The following is a 19,551-nucleotide window of genomic DNA, read 5'->3' on the forward strand; positions in this document are numbered from 1 at the left end:
TCAGCCCCTTGCCCGATCCTCGGCCTGCGCCGCCAGCATCTCGCGCACCTTTCCGACCAGTTCGGCGGTCGGAACAGAAACCTGGGCCACACGCGCTTCGCGCCAGGCCGCATTGTCCTCGATCTCACCCGACAGGCGCTTGCCTTCGATCAGATCCTTGATCTGTACCAGACCGGCGGCGCGCTCGTCGCCTCCCTGGATGATCGCCAGCGGCGAGCCGCGACGGTCGGCATATTTCAGCTGATCGCCAAAATTCTTCTTGTTGCCCTGGTACATTTCAGCGCGGATGCCGGCATGGCGAAGCTGCTGCACGAAGCGCTGGTAGTGGCCCATGCTCTCGATGTCGCGATCCATCACGCAGACGACGACCGGAGCGATCACTTCGGAGGCGCCAAGCTTGCCAAGGTTCTTGAGCGCCGTCATCAGGCGGGAAACGCCGATCGAGAAGCCGGTGGCCGGAACGGGCTGGCCCATGAAGCGCGAGACGAGGCCATCATAACGACCGCCGCCGCCGACCGAACCGAAGACGACCTTCTCGCCCTTCTCGTTGGTGACTGCAAACTGCAGCTCGGCCTCGAAGACCGGGCCGGTGTAATATTCGAGACCGCGCACGACCGAGGGATCGATCTTGATGCGGTCGGCCTCATAGCCGGCGCTTAGGACCAGGCTGCGGATCGTGTTCAGCTCCTCGACGCCTTCGCCGCCCTTTGACGTACCCGCAACGAGAGCGGCGAGTTCGGCAGCACTTTCGGCATAGTCCTTGATGCCGACGAAGAAGAGCACCTTGTCGATCTGTTCGGCGCTGAGGCCGGCACCCTTGGTGAAGTCGCCGCTTTCATCCTTGCGGCCTTCGCCGAGCAGGAGTCGCACACCTTCCGTCCCGAACTTGTCGAGCTTGTCGATGGCGCGCAGCACCGTCAGGCGGGCATTGGCCTTGTCGTCGCCGCCAAGACCGATCGCCTCCATGACGCCATCGAGCACCTTGCGATTGTTGACGCGGATCACGTAGTCGCCGCGCGCGATGCCGAGCGCTTCCATGGTGTCGGCCATCATCATGCACATTTCGGCATCCGCCTGGACGCCGGCGGCACCGACCGTATCGGCGTCGAACTGCATGAACTGACGGAAGCGACCGGGGCCCGGCTTCTCGTTGCGGAAAACGTAGCCGGCCCGGTAGGTGCGGAACGGCAACTGGATCTCGTTGAAATTCTCGGCAACGTGGCGGGCGAGCGGCGCCGTCAGGTCGTAGCGCAGCGACATCCACTGGTCGTCGTCGTCCGTCAGCGAGAAGACGCCTTCGTTCGGACGATCGCTGTCGGGCAGGAACTTGCCGAGCGCGTCGGTGTATTCGAACAGCGGCGTTTCGACCGGATCGAAACCATAATGCTCGTAGACCGCACGGATCTTGCCGATCATTTCGTCGGTCGCGCGGATATCGGCGGCGGAGCGATCGACGAAGCCGCGCGGCAGGCGCGCCTTGAGCTTCTGCGGTTTCTTCTGTTTCTCGGTCATGGGAGCATTCCGGACTGTCAGTGTGTTGGCTGCTTTCCCTATCGGATCAAGGCAGGGGCGGCAAGGGTTTGGACCGCGCAAAGCGCGCGCCGGTCCGGTCGCAGCAGGCTATGCGGAGCATGGGTGCGAGGCGAAGCTGAAGCCGGTGATCCTGCCTCTATCGGTCGGAACTCGCTTGCCTCAACCATAAGGCGCACTATACCGGCAACAATCACCAAAAGTTTATCGCCAGATCGATCGCCGACGTTTCGATCATGGAGGCGATCGGTTATCCTCCGGATCCCGGAGCGTTTACCGGCGAATGACGCCGGATGCAATGAGGGCATCGGACCCAAGCCTCCAACCGCAAATGGAACGGCGAACCATTTCACTGGGAATGGCGGATTTCTGCGGAGACGTGGCGCGGGCGGAGCGAAGAGAGGAAATGGGTATCATGTTGAGATTCATGACACCTGGTTGCGGGACTATCCGGCCCGGACATCTAGGCGCACATGACAATTGGCTACGGCACCTCGACGAGGGGATCTACCTCAAGGAAGCCTGGCGCTGCGATCTCGCAACCGGCGTTTTCCAGCTTGGCCAACACACCGCCGCCTTACTCGGTACCTCCGCTCCTTCCTGCGGCGTCATCGATCTGGTGCGCGCCTATGACCGAAAGGATCGCCCAACCGTGCTCAACATTCTCGAACAGGCGACCGCCTCGTCATCCTCGTTCTGCTTTACCGCCATGGTGCGTGCGCCGACGTCGGAAGCGGCGCAGCTCTATTGCGTCGGCCGGTCCGTGCTCGACACACCAGGCTGCAAGGATCTGCTGCAAGGCGTCTTCGCCCTTCCGCGCGAGTGCGTGATGCTCTGCGCTTGAGCGCAGAGCTTGAAAGCGCTGACACCCCTTCCCTATGGCGCCGCGCAAAGGTCGCTGTAGGATTTTGATCTGCTGCATGTCTTCGTCCTCAAATCCAGATATGCAGTAGGTCGAACGGCTCCAAGGCTCACGCCTCGGCGGCGCTCCTCAAGGGCCGCCCGATTGCAGAAGAAAGGAAACATCATGTCGCTGAAACCGTTGACGACGGCCCTCGCACTCACCGCCTGCCTCGCCTTTCCGGCAGCGGCCGAAGACACGAGCCACGACAGCATGCATCACGGCTCGGCGGAGGCTCAGAGCCCGGCGGCCGACGCCTCGCCCTCGAGCAGGGCCTTTGCCGAAGCCAATGCCCGCATGCACAAGGACATGGACATCGCCTATACCGGCAAGACGGATGTCGACTTCGTGCGCGGCATGATCGCCCACCACCAGGGCGCGATCGACATGGCCAGGGTCGAGCTCGAATACGGCAAGGATGAAACGATCCGCAAACTGGCGGAAGAGATCATCAAGGCGCAGGAAGGTGAGATCAAGTTGATGAAGGAATGGCTTGTGAAGAACGGCGGCTGAACGACAACGCCCATCAGCCGGGTTTGAACAACCAGTCAGCCGGGTCTGTCTTAGCGGGGTCGGGTCGCGCCCCTGTCAGGCCACCCGGCCCAGAGGCCTGACAAGCTTGGCTCGCATCTCCTCCACGACCGCGCGGCAATGGCAGCCCTCGATGTGATCGTTGACGAGGCCCATGGCCTGCATGAAGGCGTAGATCGTCGTCGGGCCGACGAAGGTCCAGCCGCGCTTCTTCAGGTCCTTCGAGATCCGGATCGAGGTCGGCGTCGTCGGATTGGCGACGATCGCCTCATAGGTCACCCTTGCCGGGCGCTCACCTGCCTGTGGTTCGTATGACCAGAAATAGCTCGCGAGAGAACCGAATTCCTGCCGGAGCTCCTGGGCGCGACGGGCATTGTTGATGGTCGAAACGATCTTGCCGCGATGGCGCACGATACCGGTATCGGCGAGGCAGCGTTCGATATCCGTCTCATCAAATGTCGCGACCTTGTCGAAATCGAAGCCGGCGAAGGCCGCACGGAACGCCTCGCGCTTGCGCAGGATCGTCAGCCATGACAGGCCGGACTGGAAGCCTTCGAGGCAGATCTTCTCGAACAGGCGGCGGTCGTCGACGACCGGGCGTCCCCATTCGTCGTCGTGGTAGCGACGATAGTCGTCGAGGTTGCCCTGCCAGGCGCAGCGCTGAAGTCCGTCCTCACCGATCACTATGCCTTTGGCCGTCATGCTCGCTCCATCCTGTTCATTTTCCTGCCTTTTACCATTTGCAAACCAGATTCCTAAAGCGACGGATAACCCTACCCAAAGCTTTATCGGCACCTTCGCCTTTTAATGAAGCGCCGTTTACCATTCGGTGGCTCCCCGGTGACACGATCGCGCCATTGCCAAGGCGCATACCCCCGCTCGAGCGTCCGGTTCTTCGGCTGTCTGCGCCCCTTTGATGAATTTCGGCGAAAGGTAGCGAGTCCGTCCGATGTTGAAAAAGCCCCTTCTTATAGCCGCCTCCGTTCTGACCCTTTTTGCCGGCTCGGCCTTAGCCCAGGACCGGTACCAGAACCGGCCTCCGGTCGTCGTCAGCCCCGATCTCACCGCCCCCTGGGTGATGCAGCTCGGCGGGCAACAGGCCGGCACGCGGCAGGTCATCTACCGGCAGCAGATTCCGGCGGCCACCCGAAAACAGTATTATCAGGGACAGCTCGCGCAGCCGCAGGTCAAACGCCGCGTCGTCAACCCGCTGATCCAGCCGGCCAATGCCATGCGCGCCCAGCGCCCGGTGAAGTCGAGGTTCGACCCGCAGTTCCTGCCGCAGACGGTCTCCTATGAGACCAAGGAAAAGGCGGGCACGATCGTCATCGATACCAACAACCGCTTTCTCTATCTGGTGACCGGCAACGGCGAGGCACGGCGCTATGGCGTCGGCGTCGGCAAGCCGGGCTTCGAATGGGCAGGCGCTCACAAGGTCACCCGCAAGGCGGAATGGCCGAGCTGGACGCCGCCGCAGGAGATGATCACCCGCGAAGCGGCCAAGGGCCACTATCTGCCGGCGCGCATGGACGGCGGCCCGGAAAACCCGCTTGGCGCGCGCGCCATGTATCTCGGCTCGACGCTCTACCGGATCCATGGCACCAATGCGCCCTGGACGATCGGCTATGCCGTTTCCTCCGGCTGCATCCGCATGCGCAACGAAGACGTCGTCGACCTCTATGAGCGCGTGAAGGTGGGCACGAGGGTTATCGTCATATAGTTGGAGCATAGCATAGAATATTTCCCGACCCTCGCACGTGTTGCTGTTGCCTGCCGCATGTTTCCTTAAGTCGTCTCCGATTTGAGCACAAAAGCAGGCAGCAACTTAAAGTGCTGCAGCGACCTTTGCGCGTCTAATACGACGCGCAGCGCTGCACGCGTGATTTTCAGGCAACAGCAGCATGAACAGATATAAGTCCGGCGGCCCGCCGGCGGTATCGCAGGCTTGAACTTCGCCGCATTTTGCATAGCCTGCCTGCAACGAGGGTTCAGAGGGAATCGTATATGAAGCGTCTTGCCAGCAAAGCGGTCGCGATCGCCATCGCGACCAGCACTATTCTTGCCGCCACCAGCGCCTCGGCTTTCACGCCGACGCCAGCCACAGGTCCCAAAGTCAAGTCATCCGACGTCGTACTCGTGGCCATGCCGAAAAGGCCGGCAAAGCAATACTGGCGCACCAAGGTTCGCTTCCGCACCGACGAAGCCCCCGGCACGATCATCGTCGATACCAACAACAAGTACCTTTACTACATCGACGGCCCGAACCGCGCGACGCGCTATGGCATCGGCGTCGGCCGCGATGGCTTCGGCTGGTCGGGTGTCGTGAAGGTCGGCCGCAAGGCCGAATGGCCGACCTGGACGCCGCCGGCCGAAATGCGTCGTCGCGAAGCCGCCAAGGGCCGTATCCTGCCGATGACCCAGGAAGGCGGCATCGACAACCCGCTCGGCGCCCGCGCCATGTATCTCTACAAGGGCGGCCGCGACACGATCTTCCGCATCCATGGCACCAACCAGCCCTGGACGATCGGCCAGAACATGTCGTCGGGCTGCATCCGCATGATGAACGAGGACGTGGAACACCTCTACGACCGTGCCGATATCGGCACCAAGGTCATCGTCATCGGCCCGGGCAGCAAGCCGGGCGACACCTATTTCGACGATCGTGGCGTCGATATCTTCCGCCAGATCTTCGGCGGCTGATAGCCATCCGGGCCCCCATAAAAAGGCCGGTTCGCGGAGCCGGCCTTTTCTTTTACCTCAGAGCCCTTGTGGCTTTGCCCCGCCATAGGCCCAGTCGAGCAATTCGACCGTGTGCAGGATGGGGATCGCGGTCCCGCTGGCGATCTGGGTGATGCAGCCGATATTGCCGGTGGCAATCGCATCCGGCTTGGTCGCCTCGATGTTCTTGACCTTGCGCGCCTTCAGCTTCGCCGAGATTTCCGGCTGCAGGATGTTATAGGTGCCGGCCGAACCGCAGCAGAGATGCCCTTCGGCCGGATCGCGGACGACGAAGCCGGCGCGCTTCAAAAGCTGCTTCGGCGCAAGAGTGATCTTCTGGCCGTGCTGCATCGAGCAGGCGGAATGATAGGCAAGCGTCATGCCCCGCGCATCCTGTTCCGGCAGGTCGAGGGTAGACAGATACTCGGTGATGTCCTTGGCCAGCGCTGAGACCCGGGCCGCCTTTTCCGCATAATCAGGATCGAGCCGCAGCATGTGGCCGTAGTCCTTGATCGTCGTTCCACAGCCCGAAGCGGTAATGACGATGGCATCGAGTCCGCCCTCGTCGGCGACCTTCAGCCAGGCGTCGACGTTGCGGCGCGCCGCCGCGAGCGCCTGGTTCTCGCGGCCCATGTGGTGCACCAGGGCGCCACAGCAGCCCTCGCCGGCCGAAACAACCACTTCGACGCCAAAGCGCGTCAGCAGCCTTATCGTCGCCTCGTTGATCTCCGGCTTCAGCACCGGCTGGGCGCAGCCGGACAACAGCGCGACCCGACCGATACGCTTGCCCTTCGGCGCATGGGTGCCTGGCACGGCCGAAGCGGAAGGCTCAGGCACGGCCCCCGGCGTCAGATCCAACATGACGCCAAAGGTTTTCAGCAAGGGCATGCGCTTCATGAAAGCCGCGAAGGGCCGGGCAAGGCCGGCCGCCTTCAGCGACAGGCGGAAGCGCTGGGGATAAGGCAGCACCGCCGCGAGCACGGAACGCGCCAATCTATCCCTGAACGGGCGGCGATAGGTGTTCTCGATGTGGACGCGCGCGTGGTCGACGAGATGCATGTAGTCGACGCCGGAGGGACAGGTGGTCGTGCAGGCGAGACAGGAGAGACAGCGGTCGATGTGGGTGACCGTTTCCTTGTCGGCCGCCCGCCCGTTCTCCAGCATGTCCTTGATGAGGTATATGCGCCCGCGCGGGCTATCGAGTTCGTCGCCCAGCGTCACATAGGTCGGACAGGTGGCGGTGCAGAAGCCGCAATGCACGCATTTGCGCAGGATGGCTTCGGATTCGGCCACATGCGGGTCGGCAAGCTGCGCGGGTGTAAAATTGGTCTGCAAACGCGAACTCCACTCTGCGGTTCTGCGAGACCGCACACGTGATGCGTGCTTCGGTCACCACAGTATTCTGATTTCAGCATCCTGCGACCGGATCCGGTCCCAGGGGTTGCGCCATGGCCTACACCATCCAGCTTTCGGGGTTGGTGATCGGCTCCTGGCGCGCCGCCCGTTGCAGGCCGACGACGCAGCGCACGACGATCCAGACGGCGGTGGCGATGAAGCCGAGGATGCCGACCAGCAGCACCGTCAGCAGCAGCGAGATCAACCCGAACAAGAGAGCGATCCAGAAGGTTCGGATCGCCCATTCATAATGCGTCTGGACCCAGGGCGTGCCCTTGCCGCGATTGAGATAAGCCATCACCACGCCGATGATCGGGGTGATCCCGACCGCAAAGCCCACGAGATAAAGAACGTAAATCACCTGGACGTTGATCTTGCCCGGCTCCAGCCAGCGATCGGTTTCCCGGGAAAACGGTGTCTGCGGACCATTGTCGCTCATCATTTCCTCCCATGTTCCATCGTCGCTGTCTCAGGACACCGCAGCCACGCGGCCGGGATTGAAAATCCGGTGCGGGTCGAAGCTCGCGCGGACGCGCTCGCTCAATTGTGCCACGGCCAAGGGTTGTGGTTCAAACGCCGGGATGGCGGCACGGTAGCCATCCTCGGCCCTGACGAGCGTTGCATGACCGCCACCAAGAACCTTGATGTAACGGCGCACCAGTTCCGCTTCGGGGTCCGCCTCCATGCGCAGCCAGACGAGACCGCCCTGCCAGTCATAGAAGGCATCGACGCCGGTCTGCAGCCTGAGCGCCGCCACAAGCTGATGGCCGAGCGATGGGGCGACGGACACGCGCCAGAGCGGCTTCTTCGTGCCGTCGGCATAGGGTTTGACGTCGCGGATCTCCGCCCAGAGCTTCGATGTCTGCGGCCCGTCGAGCCGCGTCACCGCGCCGAAGCGCCCGACGGCGCTCCTTAGCTTTTCGGCCCGGAGCGCGACCGATGCCTCCAGTCCTTCGAGCCTGAGCACCGTCGCGGCCCCGTCCGGAAGGCCACCTTCGAGGAACCGCCCGCGCACGCTCTCCGGCAGATGCGCGGCACCGGAAACCTCGACCGTTTGTGCCATCGCCTCGGCCATGACCGCAGCGGCTTCGGCATCGTTGAGACCGGAGACCACGATAGTCTCGGATGCCGGCGGCAGCGGCAGGACGCGGAAGGTAACTTCGGTCAGGATGCCGAGCGTGCCATGCGAGCCCGCTTGCAGCTTGACCAGATCCAGGCCGGTGACGTTCTTCATCACCCGGCCGCCGGCCTTGATGGCCTCGCCACGGCCGTTGACAAAGCGAACGCCGAGCAGGCTGTCGCGGGCGGCACCGGCGACATAGCGCCTGGGACCCGACACATTGGCGGCAAAGACCCCGCCGATCGTCGGCTCTCCCGACGAAGCAAAGATCGGCCGATGGTCCACCGGTTCGAAGGCAAGCATCTGCCGGTTTTCCGCCAGCGCCTCTTCGATTTCGCGCATCGGCGTACCCGCAAGCGCGGTGATCGTCATCTCGGCCGGATTGTAGCTGACGATGCCGGAAAGGCGGCGCGTCGACAGCACCCGGTCGGCACGCACGGGATTGCCGAGACCCGAGCGCGTATTGCCGCCGATGACCGCGAGCGAAGCCTTGTCGGCCGCCATCGCACGAACGACGGTCGCAATCCCCTCTTCGCTTGCCGGTTCGAAATGCACGATCATGCGGCGGGACGCCCTTCGAGCGGGAAGACCTTGGACGGGTTCAGGATCCATTGCGGATCGAAGGCAGCCCGCGCCGCCATCTGCTGGTCGAGGTCGGCCTGGTTGTACTGGTGCAGCATGAGGTCCCGTTTTTCGATGCCGACGCCATGCTCGCCCGTCAGGCAGCCACCGGCGTCAACGCAGAGCTTGAGGATGTCGTTGCCGGCGGCTTCGGCACGTGCCGCATCCTCCGGATCGTTGATGTTGTAGAGGATCAGCGGATGCATGTTGCCGTCGCCGGCATGGAAGACATTGGCGACGCGCAGGCCGTAATGCGCGACGATCTCGCCGGTGCGGGCGAGCACATGCGAGAGCTGGCTGAGCGGCACGGTGCCGTCCATGCAGATATAGTCGGCGATGCGACCGGTGGCGCCGAAGGCGGATTTCCGCCCCTTCCAGATCGCTGCCGCTTCCATTGCCGACTGGCACTCCTTGATCGTCGCGACGCCGTGACGGCGCGCGACCGCGACGATGCTGGCGAGCATCGCATCCATTTCCGGCTCGGAACCTTCGACCTCGATGATCAGCAGCGCTTCGACGTCGAGCGGGTAGCCGGCATGGGCGAAGGCTTCGCAGATCTCGATCGCCGGCTTATCCATGAACTCGATCGCGACCGGGATGATGCCGGAGCCGATGACATCGGCGACGCAGGCGCCGGCCGCTTCCGACGACGCGAAACCGAAGAGCACGGGACGGGCGCCTTCCGGCTTGGCGATCAGCCGCACCGTCGCCTCGGTGACGATGCCGAGCTGGCCCTCCGAGCCGCAGACGAGGCCGAGCAGATCATAGCCCGCCGCATCCAGCGCCTTGCCGCCGAGCTCGATGACGGTGCCATCGAACAGCGCCATCTTCACGCCGAGCAGATTGTTGGTGGTGACACCGTATTTCAGGCAATGGGCGCCGCCGGAATTCATGCCGATATTGCCGCCGATCGTGCAGGCAAGCTGCGAACTCGGGTCGGGCGCATAGAAGAAACCGTCGGCGGAGACAGCTTCGGAGATATTGAGATTGGTGACCCCCGCCTGAATGGTGGCGGTGCGGTTGAAGAGGTCGATATCGAGAATGCGCGACATCTTGGAAAGACCGATGACGACCGCATCCTCCTGCGGAATGGCGCCGCCCGAAAGCGAGGTGCCGGCGCCGCGCGGCACGACCGGAATGCCGTAACGGCTGCAATATTTGAGAAGAGCTGCGACCTGCTCGGTCGTCTCCGGCAGCGCGACGGCGAGCGGCATGCGACGATAGGCGATGAAGGCGTCGGTCTCGAAGGGCTTCAGCCCGCGCTCGTCACTGATCAGACAGCCCTCGGGCAAGAGGTCCGCGAGGTCGGCGACGATCTCGCGGCGCCGGGTGATAACAGCCTGTTTCGGTTGCAGAAAACCGATTGTCTCCGCCATCAGCTCCTCCGGCCGCATATCAATTGGTTCATTTTCTTTACCACTAGGAGAGAGCCCTCGCAAATGCTATGAGCTTTTCCGTTTCGGAAACAATGGCAACGATTGATGACGAATTTAGGCGATCTTGAGATTTTTGCACGGGTCGTTTCCACAGGCAGCATGTCGGCTGCCGGGAGGGTGCTGGGCTTTTCCCCAGCCGTCATCTCGAAGCGCATCAAGAGGCTCGAGGATCGGCTCGGCACGCGGCTTTTGCAGCGCACGACGCGCCAGATCTCGCTGACGGAAGCAGGCCAGGGATTCTACGACCGGGTGCTCGGCATTCTGACCGGCATCGAGGAGGCCGAGGCCTATGCTTCCGGTCGCTCGTCGCATGCGCTCGGCATGCTCCGGATTTCGGCGCCGACTTCCTTCGGCCGGATGCACATCGCGCCGCATCTGACGAAATTCATGAAGGACCATCCGGACCTGAAGCTGCACATCGTGCTGACGGACGAATTCACGGATATCGTCGCCGAAGGCTTCGACATGGCGGTCAGGATCGGCGAGCTGGTGGATTCATCCCTGGTGGCAAGGAAGCTCGCGCCGGTGCGGCGGCTGCTCTGCGCCTCGCCGGAATATATCGCCCGCAACGGCGCGCCGAAGGAGATCGGCGATCTGGCCAACCACCTCTGCCTGCCGGCGCACAACAACGACAATTGGAAGCTCGAAGGGCCGGAAGGGGCATTGGTCTGGCACCCGGAGGGGCCGCTCGTCACCAACTCATCGGAAATCGTGCGCGCCGCCGTCATCGCCGGCGCCGGCATTGCACTCCGCTCCACCTGGGATATCGGCCCGGAATTGCGCAGCGGCCAGTTGGTGCAGGTGCTGCCGCAATGGGAAGGCTCGAAGCACCTGACGCTTTCGGCCGTCTATCCGAGCCGCCAGTTCCTGCCAGCCAAGGTGCGGCTGTTCATCGACTATCTGGCCGGGCTGTACGGGCCGATTCCCTATTGGGAGCAATAGTTCCTGCGCTGGTTATTTGCTTCTCGCATTCCCAACGCAAGACCGATGCACTTTTGCTGGAATTGCTTACTTGTGCTCGCTGTCCTCATGATGGCGGCGGATGCGGCGCACGATCAGCCAGACACCGGCAACGGCGAAGGGAACGGCAAGGCCGGTGAGCAGGCCCGGATCGATCGGCAGCTCGTGGCTGACGGCCTTGGCGAGATAACCGAACAGCCCGACCACGTAGTAGGAAATGGCGGCGACCGACAGGCCCTCGACTGTCTGCTGCAGGCGTAGCTGCAGCTTTGCGCGCCGGTCCATCGAATTCAGCAGCGCACTGTTCTGCCGTTCGAGTTCGACATCGACCCAGCTTCTGAGAAGAGCCGTGGCGCGGGCAAGCTTGCGCGACAGGTTGGCCTGGCGCTCCTCGACCGACTGACAGGTGCGCATCGCCGGCGCCAGGCGCCGTTCGAGGAAGGTGCCGATCGTCTCGTAGCCCGGCACCGGGGTCTCGGCGAGCGTGCGAATACGCTCCTGCACGATGCCGTAATAGGCGCGGCTGGCGCCGAAGCGATAGAGGCTGAGTGCGGCACCGGCTTCGAGATCGGCGGCAAGCCGGGTGATCTCGGCCAGCATGTCGTCGGCCTCCTCGCGCACATTTTCCTTCATGCGCTGGGTGATCCCGGTCAGGCCGTCCTCGGTCCGGCGGATCTCCGGCGATAGCGACTGGGCGAGCGGCAGGCCCATCATCGCCAGAGTTCGGTAGGTCTCGATGTCGAGCAGGCGCTGGACGAGCGCGCCGGTGCCCGCCTCCGTCATGCCGCGGTCGATGACCAGGATCTGGGTCAGGCCATCGCCGTTCTGGCGGAAGTCGGTGACGATCACCGCCTGGCCGTTCTTGGTTTCGCTGTAACAGAGGCTCGTCGGATCGAAAAGGCCGATCGCCTCGCGGGTCTCCGGCGTATCCGGCCGGATTTCCAGCCGGATACCCGAGATCAGCGAGCCAGGCGGCGAGAATCCGTCGCCAAACGGATGGATCGGCACCTCGCCGCCAAACTTCTCCGGCGGCGGTGCATCCCAGAAATAGGTGGAGAATTCCGTGTGCCGTTCCCAGCGCAGCGTGCCCTGCCCCCAGGACATCGCATGATGGTTCGCGTCCCGCCCCGGCGGGGCAATCCCGCGCGCCCGCGACAGCTCCGAAAGCACGGCGTGATCGACGATCGAGCCGCCCTCCGTCAGGAAGGCGAGTTGGAAGATCACCCGCGGCGTGGTCACCAGCGCATAGGGGCGCGAATGAACCTCACCCAAGGCCAAGGCGCGCATCGGCGCCACCGGAAATGCAAAACTACCCTTTGCCATGAAGCGCTCTTGTCCCCCTCACGCGTTCATCACGACTTTCTTATCAATCGAACGAGCAAAAGAAAAAGGACGCATTGCCGCAGTTTGACTTTTGTCATTCAGTCCAAAGTGGACAAGCAAATTGACCACTTGGTGCCGGCTGCCTAGATTGCGGCACAGTGCAGGGTGAGGAACCTGGGTGCGGCTTTCCGCCCTCTTCCGCTCTAACCTATGAGAATCACGATGAATTTTTGGCCAAAGAGACCGAACTTCACCGGGATCCGGGAGACCAAGACGTGACCGACGACCAGATCGACCTCTTCGCCCGCATCAGCCACAGCCGCACGGCCGACGAAGTCGTGCAGCAGATCGAGCTGCTGATTCTCGAAGGCGTGCTGCGCGACGGCGACCGGCTGCCGGGCGAAAGGGAACTTTCCAAGCGCTTCGACGTGTCCAGGCCGATCCTGCGCGAGGCCCTCAAGGAGCTCGAAGGACGCGGGCTCGTCGAGAGCCGCCACGGCGGCGGCACTTTCGTCGCCGACGTCGTCGGGCAGATTTTCTCCAAACCGCTGATCGACCTCATCGCCCGCCACCACAAGGCGACGCAGGACTATCTCGAATACAGGCGCGAGCTCGAAGGGCTGACGGCGGAACTGGCCGCCACCCGGGCCACGGATTTCGACCGCGACATTCTGACGAGGATCATCGAGCGCATGCGCACGGCGCACGCCGCCGGCGACTTCGACGCGGAACTCGAGGCCGATATCGAGCTCCACCAGGCAATTGGCGAAAGCGCCCACAATATCATCCTGATGCATACGCTGCGCGCCTGCTATCGGCTGCTCCAGCAAGGTATTTTCTTCCACCGAAACTCGGTTTTCGATGCGCCGGGCGCCCGCGACCGGCTGCTTGCCCAGCACGAGGCGATCTACGACGCGATCATGGCGCGGGATCCGACAGAGGCGAAGGCCGCGTCGCAGAACCATATCGACTTCGTTGCCGCCGCAACCCGCGAGGCGGAACGCACCGGCGAATGGAATCGTATCGCCCGCCTGCGCCTGCAGCAACGCGACCGCGCGAGCTGACGGAACAGGCCTACGCCCAGTTGCCGGCGCTTGGTAAACCGCCGCGGAAACGCCATATCCTGTCGTATCTGGACCACAGTTCAGCGGAAAGCTGGCTCCATATCCGGCTGCCCACTGGCGGCAACATTTACACGCAACAGGACGCTGCCATACTGGCTTTGACAGAAAACAAAAACACTGATTCGCCGAGAGGAGCGCAGACGACCTTGAACTTCTTGAACAGACTCGCATCCGATGTCCAGTTGATGTTGCGCCGCCCGGCGCGCATGCAATATGCCGCGCTCTGCTATCGGATCCGCAAGAAGACCAAGGCCCTCGAAATCCTCATGATCACCAGCCGCGACACCGGTCGCTGGGTCATTCCCAAGGGTTGGCCGATGCAGGGCAAACGCGCCCACGAGGTGGCCGAGCGCGAGGCCTACGAGGAGGCTGGCGTCAAAGGCCATGTGCAGAAATCGACGATCGGTTTCTATCTCTACCAGAAGCGCATGGACCACGGCCTGAAGATCTCGGTCAAGGTGCAGGTTCATGCTCTCGAAGTCGACGACCTTTGCAAGCACTTCCCGGAGGAAGGCCGCAGGCAGCTCGAATGGGTCGACTACAAGGAGGCTGCTTCGCGAGTGGCCGAGCCGTCGCTGAAGGACCTTATTCTCGCCTTTGGCGAACGCATGGTCGCGGCGTCTGCGCCGATGCCGAAGGCGGCGAACGGCTAACCTTCCAGGTTACCCCTACTGCATGTCTCCTTAAATCGAACGCGATTTGAGGACGAAGACATGCAGCAAATCAAAGTGCTACAGCGACCTTTGCACGTCTTAAAAGACGCGCGGCGCTGTAGAGCATCCAATGCCCTCAACGCGGGTTCCCGGACGCGCGGGCACCGATGTCCATCAAATCCACTTGAATGCGTGTTGCAGTGGCCTTAGTGGCCATGGTGACAATGGAGTTCCAGGCAGTGGCACAGCCGCGCATACGCCTCGCAAAACAGACGATCGACAAAGATCTCGACAAGCTCAGCCTTGCCGAAGAGGCATCGCAGCATGTCCGCCGCAGCCTGGCGGCGCCGGCGCTCGCCGGTCTCTTTCTACTCTTGAGCATGGCCTTTGCCGCGAGCTTCGTGACGAGTTCCGCGACCGCGCCGCTCATTCTGGCCGCGGCTGCCATCGCCGGCTACATGGCCATGAACATCGGCGCGAACGACGTGACCAACAACGTCGGCGCTGCCGTCGGCGCCAAGGCGATGTCGATGGCGACTGCACTTGCCATCGCCGCCGTCTTCGAAATTGCCGGCGCAATGCTGGCCGGGCGGGAGGTGGCGCTAACGATCGAAGCCGGCATCGTTTATGGCGAAGACGTGCTCGGTCCACAGACGATCGTCTGGATCATGATGGCGGCGCTGGCCTCTTCGGCGGCCTGGATCAACATCGCCACCTATTCCGGGGCGCCGGTTTCGACCACGCACTCGATCATCGGCGGCATCGTCGGGGCCGGCATCGCGGCAGCCGGCTTTTCCAGCGTGCAATGGTGGTCGCTCGCCGGCATCACGCTCAGCTGGTCGGTCTCGCCGCTGCTCGGAGGCACGATCGCCGCCGCCTTCCTCGCCTTCCTCAAGGAATTCATCATCTATCGCGAGGACAAGATTGCCGCCGCGAGGCGGTGGATGCCGGTCATTCTTGGCGTCACCGCGGGCTCCTTTACCGCATACCTCGCGGAGATCGCCCTGGTCCAGGTGGTCTCGATCAATTTGCCAACGGGACTCGGCCTGGGCGCCGTCATCGGCACCGCCATCTATTTTCTGACCAAGCCGTGGATCTACAGACAGTCCGAGGGGCTGGACAATCGTAATCAGTCGCTTCGCAAGCTGTTCCGTGCGCCGCTCATTCTGGCCGCGGCGCTGCTCTCCTTCGCCCACGGCGCCAACGACGTTTCCAACGCGATCGGCCCCTTGTCCGCGATCGTTTCGGCCCTGGACGGGGTCATTGCGACGGAGAAATCACCGGCTCCCCTGTGGGAACTGGCGATCGGCGCGCTCGGCATCTCGATCGGTTTGCTGCTCTATGGACCGAAGCTCATTCGCGTCGTCGGCGAGGAGATCACCAAGCTCAATCCGATGCGCGCCTTCTGCGTCGCGCTCGCCACTGCCGTCACGGTGCTGCTGGCATCGGCGCTCGGGCTGCCGATCAGTTCGACGCACACGGCCGTCGGCGCCGTCTTCGGCGTCGGTTTCTTCCGCGAATGGTACATCCGCAATTCCAAACGTCGCATGCAGTTTGTCCGGGAACGGACGGGCCAGACCGACTTCATGGAAACGGCGGAAACCAACTTCGCCGAAGTCCGGCGCCGGCGCCTCGTACGCCGCTCTCACTTCCTGACGATCGTCGGCGCCTGGGTCATCACCGTTCCCGCCTCGGCAGCGCTATCGGCCATCCTCTATTTCATTCTCTCCGGCATTTTCATGTGAAGGCACTCCATATGCGCGCCAATTTTCGCATGCAGCGACTGTTCGTCGAACATCCCCTTGACGCGGGCTCGGCCCATGAGGCGACGAAAGAGCAGTTCAACTATCTGGTGAATGTGCTGCGCTATGAAGAGGGTTCTTCGATCCTCGTCTTCAACGGACGCGACGGCGAGTGGCGTGCGGAACTCTCGTTCGCCAGCAAGAAGAAGCTGGTGCTGACCGCCGTCGAGCAGACGCGGCCGCAGCCGAAACCCTGCGACCTCGTCTATCTTTTCGCACCGCTCAAGGTCGGCAGGCTCGACTATCTCGTGCAAAAGGCGGTCGAAATGGGCGCAGGCATGCTGCAGCCCGTCATGACGCAGCATGTGCAAGGCAAACTCGGCAATATCGAGAGGGTCCGCGCCAATGTCATCGAGGCGGCCGAACAATGCGGCGTGCTCGGCATTCCCGATGTCGAGGAGCCGCGCCGACTGGAGGACGTGTTGGCCACCTGGCCCGGCGACCGACGCATCATCTTCTGCGACGAAGGCAGCGATAGCCAGAACCCGTTGCCGATCCTCTCGGCCGTCAAGGAAAAGAAACTCGCTCTGCTGATCGGTCCCGAAGGCGGTTTCTCGGAAGGTGAGCGGACGCTGCTCCGCAGCCTCGACTTTGTCAGCAGCATTCCGCTTGGACCGCGAATCCTCAGGGCCGATACCGCCGCAGTCGCGGCCATGGCAGTCATTCAGGCAACTGTCGGCGACTGGCGATAGCCGGTCGTTCCGGAGCAGGCCCGGTGCCGCGCGTTCTCCTAAAAGAAGAGGAATCTCTCAAGACAAGGCATGGTGGATCGAGGATACCTCGTTCCATGGAGCTTGCTCCAGCGCAAGCAATCGTCCTACTTTTTTTGATGAGATCTTGAAAGAAATTGACTTGCACCGCACCTGATTACGGTTCAAGCAGCCTTCATCAATTCCCGCTATCCAGCGAGAGCCGCCCAAACAAAAGAAGACGCTCATGGCCCGAGATACCACCGACCAGACGCCGGTAACCTCTATCGCTGACCTGACCGCCTACCTGGCAGCAGGTTCGAAACCGGTGGAACGGTTCCGGATCGGCACGGAGCACGAAAAGTTCGCCTTCTTTAAGGCGGACAACAGCCCCGTCCCCTATTTCGGCGAGGCCAGCATCCAGGCGCTCCTGAACGGCATGGCCGCCAAGAGCGGCTGGGAGCCGATCGTCGACGAAGGCAATATCATCGGCCTCGCAGAACAATCGGGCAATGGTGCGATTTCGCTGGAGCCCGGCGGCCAGTTCGAACTATCCGGCGCGCCGCTCGAAAACCTGCACCAGACCTGCAAGGAGTCGAACCAGCATCTCGCCGTGCTGCGCGAAATCGCCGAGCCGCTCGGCATCCGTTTCCTCGGCATCGGCGGCAGTCCGAAGTGGACCTTCGCCGAAACGCCGCGCATGCCGAAATCGCGCTATGGCATCATGAGCCGCTATATGCCCAAGGTCGGCACCAAGGGCCTCGACATGATGTATCGCACCTGCACGATCCAGGTGAACCTCGACTTCTCCTCGGAAGAGGACATGCGCCGCAAGATGCAGGTGTCGCTGAAGCTGCAGCCGCTGGCGACCGCGCTCTTCGCAAGCTCACCGTTTACCGACGGCAAGCCGAACGGGCTCCTATCCTGGCGCGGCGACATCTGGCGCGACACCGACAATCAACGTGCCGGCCTGCTGCCATCCGCCTTCGGCCCGGATTTTGGCTTTGCCGACTATGTCGAATGGGCGCTCGACGTGCCGATGTATTTCGTGGTGCGCGACGGCCACTACCACGACTGTACCCACGTCACCTTCCGCCAGTTCATGGGTGGCGCGCTCAAGGGCGAAATTGCCGAGTGGCAGCCGAACATGGGTGACTGGACGAACCATCTCTCGACGCTGTTCCCCGACGTTCGGCTCAAGCGCTTCCTCGAAATGCGCGGCGCCGATGGCGGTCCGTGGCGGCGGATCTGTGCGCTGCCGGCCTTCTGGGTCGGCCTTCTTTACGACCGCGAAGCGCTTGCTGCCGCGGAGACCCTGACGCGCGACTGGACCTTCGAGGAGGTAAGCGCGATGCGCGACGCGGTGCCCGTGCAGGCGCTCGCGACCAGGTTCCGCGCGGGCAATCTCTACGACATTGCCCGCGAGGTCATCGCCATTTCACGCGGCGGCCTGAAGCGTCGCAACCGGCTGAACGGCGAAGGCATCGACGAAAGCCAGTTCCTGGCGCCGCTTGACGAGGTGCTCGCCAAGAAGGCGACGCTCGCCGAAGACCTGTTGGCGCTCTACAACGGTCGCTGGAACGGCTCGGTCGAACCGGTTTTCGCCGAATACCAATATTGAGGCGGCCGCGGGGCACTCTCAAAAAGCGGTTTCCAGCCCCCGATTTCCCGTTATAGTGCAAGGATATGCGTCGCTTGCAGCGTCGCGCGTCGAGATGCCGAAGGGGAACTGGCATGGCACCGCTTTTTGACATGTTCGCACAGGCGCAGAACGGCAAGGCCATCGAACTGATGGCTCAACAATTCGGCCTCGCTCAGGAGCAGATGACGAAGGCGACGGTGGCGTTGCTGCCGGCCTTTTCGGCCGCCTTCAAGCGCAACACGGCCAACCCTTACGATTTCGGCGCACTGCTCACGGCGCTCGGCAGCGGCAACTATGCCAAATACTTCGAAGACATCAGCCAGGCCTTCACGCCGCAGGGCATGGTCGACGGCAACGGTGTTCTCGGACAGTTGTTCGGTTCGAAGGAAATGTCGCGCGCGATCGCCGCGCAGGCCGCCCAGGTCACCGGCATCAGCCAGGAGATCTACAAGCAGATGCTGCCGGTCATGGCCGATACGCTGATGGGCGGGCTGTTCAAGCAGACGACCGGGCAATTCGCCGCCGCAAGCGACGCCTTCGCCAACAACCCGATGGCGGCGGCGATGCGCCAGTGGATGGAAGCGGCCGGCTTTGCCAAGAAGCCGGAGCCGCAACCGAACCCCTTCGACAACCCCTTCACGCAGGCGATGCAGGGCTTCTTCGGCATGGCCAAAAAGGAAGAGAAGCCCAAGACGCCGGACGTCTTTGCCGACAACCCCTTCGTCAAGGCGTTTCAGGATATGATGCAGGCGGGTGCCACCGGCGCGCAGAAGCCGGCACCGGACAATCCGGCGCTTGCCCAGTTCTCCCAGGTAATGAACAGCATGTTCGACACCGGGCTGGAACTGCAGAAGGAATACCAGAAGAACGTCGAGGCTCTGTTCGACGCCTACAAGGCCGGGCCCGGCACAAAGAGCTGAAACGCCCCTTCCCTATCCAGGCCCCGTTGGCCGGCGCCGCCTACTGCGTCTGAGGGGCACGCGCCCCTGAGAAAATCTCAAAAGAAAAAGGCCCGGTACATGTCTTGGTCATGCACCGGGCCAAGCGGCAGGGTCTATTGGCTCTACCCTGCGGGGAACGTTGGGGCGCGCGACCTCTGGCGATCA

Annotated in this window: 18 protein-coding genes; 11 read left to right on the forward strand and 7 right to left on the reverse strand. The window is 62.8% G+C overall.

Features of this window, described 5'->3' with window-relative positions; genetic code table 11:
- Positions 1-1,512: a histidine--tRNA ligase gene (gene hisS / locus ACQ5BM_RS14425; protein ID WP_429812262.1), complete on the reverse strand. Its 1,512-nt coding sequence runs from the start codon at positions 1,510-1,512 to the stop codon at positions 1-3.
- Positions 1,513-1,945: 433 nt separating this feature from the next.
- On the opposite strand from hisS, the gene ACQ5BM_RS14430 reads away from it, so the two are divergent.
- Both ACQ5BM_RS14430 and copM read left to right on the forward strand, forming a co-directional pair.
- A complete protein-coding gene (locus tag ACQ5BM_RS14430; protein WP_429812264.1) occupies positions 1,946-2,374 on the forward strand; it encodes a hypothetical protein in 429 nt (142 codons plus the stop codon).
- A gap of 183 nt (positions 2,375-2,557) precedes the next feature.
- A complete protein-coding gene (copM, locus tag ACQ5BM_RS14435; RefSeq protein ID WP_429812266.1) occupies positions 2,558-2,944 on the forward strand; it encodes a CopM family metallochaperone in 387 nt (128 codons plus the stop codon).
- Positions 2,945-3,019: 75 nt separating this feature from the next.
- Here copM and ACQ5BM_RS14440 read toward each other — a convergent pair whose 3' ends face one another.
- Positions 3,020-3,664, reverse strand: coding sequence for a DNA-3-methyladenine glycosylase I (locus ACQ5BM_RS14440; protein ID WP_429812268.1), 645 nt, complete (start codon positions 3,662-3,664; stop codon positions 3,020-3,022).
- 247 nt (positions 3,665-3,911) lie between these two features.
- Between ACQ5BM_RS14440 and ACQ5BM_RS14445 the strand changes: the two genes are divergently transcribed.
- Together ACQ5BM_RS14445 and ACQ5BM_RS14450 are read left to right on the forward strand one after the other, a co-directional pair.
- Positions 3,912-4,682 carry a L,D-transpeptidase gene (locus ACQ5BM_RS14445; RefSeq protein WP_429812270.1) on the forward strand — a complete coding sequence of 257 codons (771 nt, stop codon included), beginning with the start codon at positions 3,912-3,914 and terminating at the stop codon, positions 4,680-4,682.
- A gap of 284 nt (positions 4,683-4,966) precedes the next feature.
- Complete coding sequence (locus tag ACQ5BM_RS14450) at positions 4,967-5,662, forward strand: L,D-transpeptidase (RefSeq protein ID WP_429812273.1); 696 nt, start codon at positions 4,967-4,969, stop codon at positions 5,660-5,662.
- Between the two features lie 57 nt (positions 5,663-5,719).
- Here ACQ5BM_RS14450 and glcF read toward each other — a convergent pair whose 3' ends face one another.
- The 4 genes from glcF to ACQ5BM_RS14470 form a co-directional block, all read right to left on the reverse strand.
- Entirely contained in the window at positions 5,720-7,015 is a 1,296-nt protein-coding gene (gene glcF, locus ACQ5BM_RS14455; RefSeq protein WP_429812276.1) for a glycolate oxidase subunit GlcF, read from the reverse strand.
- A 118-nt stretch (positions 7,016-7,133) separates the two neighbouring features.
- The gene (locus tag ACQ5BM_RS14460) at positions 7,134-7,514 is read right to left on the reverse strand and encodes a DUF4870 family protein (RefSeq protein WP_429812278.1); all 381 of its coding nucleotides are present in this window, start codon (positions 7,512-7,514) and stop codon (positions 7,134-7,136) included.
- 30 nt (positions 7,515-7,544) lie between these two features.
- The gene (gene glcE / locus ACQ5BM_RS14465; RefSeq protein ID WP_429812281.1) at positions 7,545-8,756 is read right to left on the reverse strand and encodes a glycolate oxidase subunit GlcE; all 1,212 of its coding nucleotides are present in this window, start codon (positions 8,754-8,756) and stop codon (positions 7,545-7,547) included.
- Entirely contained in the window at positions 8,753-10,192 is a 1,440-nt protein-coding gene (locus tag ACQ5BM_RS14470; RefSeq protein WP_429812283.1) for an FAD-linked oxidase C-terminal domain-containing protein, read from the reverse strand. The genes glcE and ACQ5BM_RS14470 overlap by 4 nt, the downstream gene beginning before the upstream one ends.
- Before the next feature lie 105 nt (positions 10,193-10,297).
- Between ACQ5BM_RS14470 and ACQ5BM_RS14475 the strand changes: the two genes are divergently transcribed.
- A complete protein-coding gene (locus ACQ5BM_RS14475; protein ID WP_429812285.1) occupies positions 10,298-11,194 on the forward strand; it encodes a LysR family transcriptional regulator in 897 nt (298 codons plus the stop codon).
- Positions 11,195-11,260: 66 nt separating this feature from the next.
- On the opposite strand, the gene ACQ5BM_RS14480 is transcribed toward ACQ5BM_RS14475, so the two are convergent.
- Positions 11,261-12,535 carry a DUF3422 family protein gene (locus ACQ5BM_RS14480; RefSeq protein WP_429812287.1) on the reverse strand — a complete coding sequence of 425 codons (1,275 nt, stop codon included), beginning with the start codon at positions 12,533-12,535 and terminating at the stop codon, positions 11,261-11,263.
- Between the two features lie 275 nt (positions 12,536-12,810).
- Here ACQ5BM_RS14480 and ACQ5BM_RS14485 point away from each other — a divergent pair, with 275 nt between their 5' ends.
- The 6 genes from ACQ5BM_RS14485 to ACQ5BM_RS14510 all read left to right on the forward strand — a co-directional run bounded on the left by ACQ5BM_RS14485 (position 12,811) and on the right by ACQ5BM_RS14510 (position 19,365).
- Positions 12,811-13,599, forward strand: coding sequence for a FadR/GntR family transcriptional regulator (locus tag ACQ5BM_RS14485; protein ID WP_429812290.1), 789 nt, complete (start codon positions 12,811-12,813; stop codon positions 13,597-13,599).
- A gap of 206 nt (positions 13,600-13,805) precedes the next feature.
- Positions 13,806-14,312 (forward strand): NUDIX hydrolase, encoded by a 507-nt coding sequence (locus ACQ5BM_RS14490; protein ID WP_247958043.1) that lies wholly within the window; start codon positions 13,806-13,808, stop codon positions 14,310-14,312.
- A gap of 239 nt (positions 14,313-14,551) precedes the next feature.
- Entirely contained in the window at positions 14,552-16,057 is a 1,506-nt protein-coding gene (locus tag ACQ5BM_RS14495; RefSeq protein ID WP_429812293.1) for an inorganic phosphate transporter, read from the forward strand.
- A gap of 11 nt (positions 16,058-16,068) precedes the next feature.
- A complete protein-coding gene (locus tag ACQ5BM_RS14500; protein WP_429812296.1) occupies positions 16,069-16,806 on the forward strand; it encodes a 16S rRNA (uracil(1498)-N(3))-methyltransferase in 738 nt (245 codons plus the stop codon).
- Between the two features lie 244 nt (positions 16,807-17,050).
- On the forward strand, positions 17,051-18,424 hold the full coding sequence (locus ACQ5BM_RS14505; RefSeq protein ID WP_429812299.1) for a glutamate--cysteine ligase: 1,374 nt from the start codon (positions 17,051-17,053) through the stop codon (positions 18,422-18,424).
- A 113-nt stretch (positions 18,425-18,537) separates the two neighbouring features.
- Entirely contained in the window at positions 18,538-19,365 is an 828-nt protein-coding gene (locus ACQ5BM_RS14510) for a DUF937 domain-containing protein (RefSeq protein WP_429812301.1), read from the forward strand.
- Positions 19,366-19,551 lie beyond the last annotated feature (186 nt).

The organism is Ensifer sp. B1-9 (assembly GCF_050474445.1).
GTDB lineage: Bacteria > Pseudomonadota > Alphaproteobacteria > Rhizobiales > Rhizobiaceae > Ensifer.

Bases quoted from the DNA above. Each gene is read 5' to 3' on its own strand.
- ACQ5BM_RS14440 (WP_429812268.1), bottom strand. From the start codon at position 3,664: ATGACGGCCAAAGGCATAGTGATCGGTGAGGACGGACTTCAGCGCTGC.
- hisS (WP_429812262.1), bottom strand. From the start codon at position 1,512: ATGACCGAGAAACAGAAGAAACCGCAGAAGCTCAAGGCGCGCCTGCCG.
- ACQ5BM_RS14475 (WP_429812285.1), top strand. From the start codon at position 10,298: ATGACGAATTTAGGCGATCTTGAGATTTTTGCACGGGTCGTTTCCACA.
- ACQ5BM_RS14460 (WP_429812278.1), bottom strand. From the start codon at position 7,514: ATGAGCGACAATGGTCCGCAGACACCGTTTTCCCGGGAAACCGATCGC.
- ACQ5BM_RS14510 (WP_429812301.1), top strand. From the start codon at position 18,538: ATGGCACCGCTTTTTGACATGTTCGCACAGGCGCAGAACGGCAAGGCC.
- ACQ5BM_RS14450 (WP_429812273.1), top strand. From the start codon at position 4,967: ATGAAGCGTCTTGCCAGCAAAGCGGTCGCGATCGCCATCGCGACCAGC.
- copM (WP_429812266.1), top strand. From the start codon at position 2,558: ATGTCGCTGAAACCGTTGACGACGGCCCTCGCACTCACCGCCTGCCTC.
- ACQ5BM_RS14500 (WP_429812296.1), top strand. From the start codon at position 16,069: ATGCGCGCCAATTTTCGCATGCAGCGACTGTTCGTCGAACATCCCCTT.
- glcE (WP_429812281.1), bottom strand. From the start codon at position 8,756: ATGATCGTGCATTTCGAACCGGCAAGCGAAGAGGGGATTGCGACCGTC.
- ACQ5BM_RS14430 (WP_429812264.1), top strand. From the start codon at position 1,946: ATGTTGAGATTCATGACACCTGGTTGCGGGACTATCCGGCCCGGACAT.
- ACQ5BM_RS14445 (WP_429812270.1), top strand. From the start codon at position 3,912: ATGTTGAAAAAGCCCCTTCTTATAGCCGCCTCCGTTCTGACCCTTTTT.
- ACQ5BM_RS14470 (WP_429812283.1), bottom strand. From the start codon at position 10,192: ATGGCGGAGACAATCGGTTTTCTGCAACCGAAACAGGCTGTTATCACC.
- ACQ5BM_RS14505 (WP_429812299.1), top strand. From the start codon at position 17,051: ATGGCCCGAGATACCACCGACCAGACGCCGGTAACCTCTATCGCTGAC.
- ACQ5BM_RS14480 (WP_429812287.1), bottom strand. From the start codon at position 12,535: ATGGCAAAGGGTAGTTTTGCATTTCCGGTGGCGCCGATGCGCGCCTTG.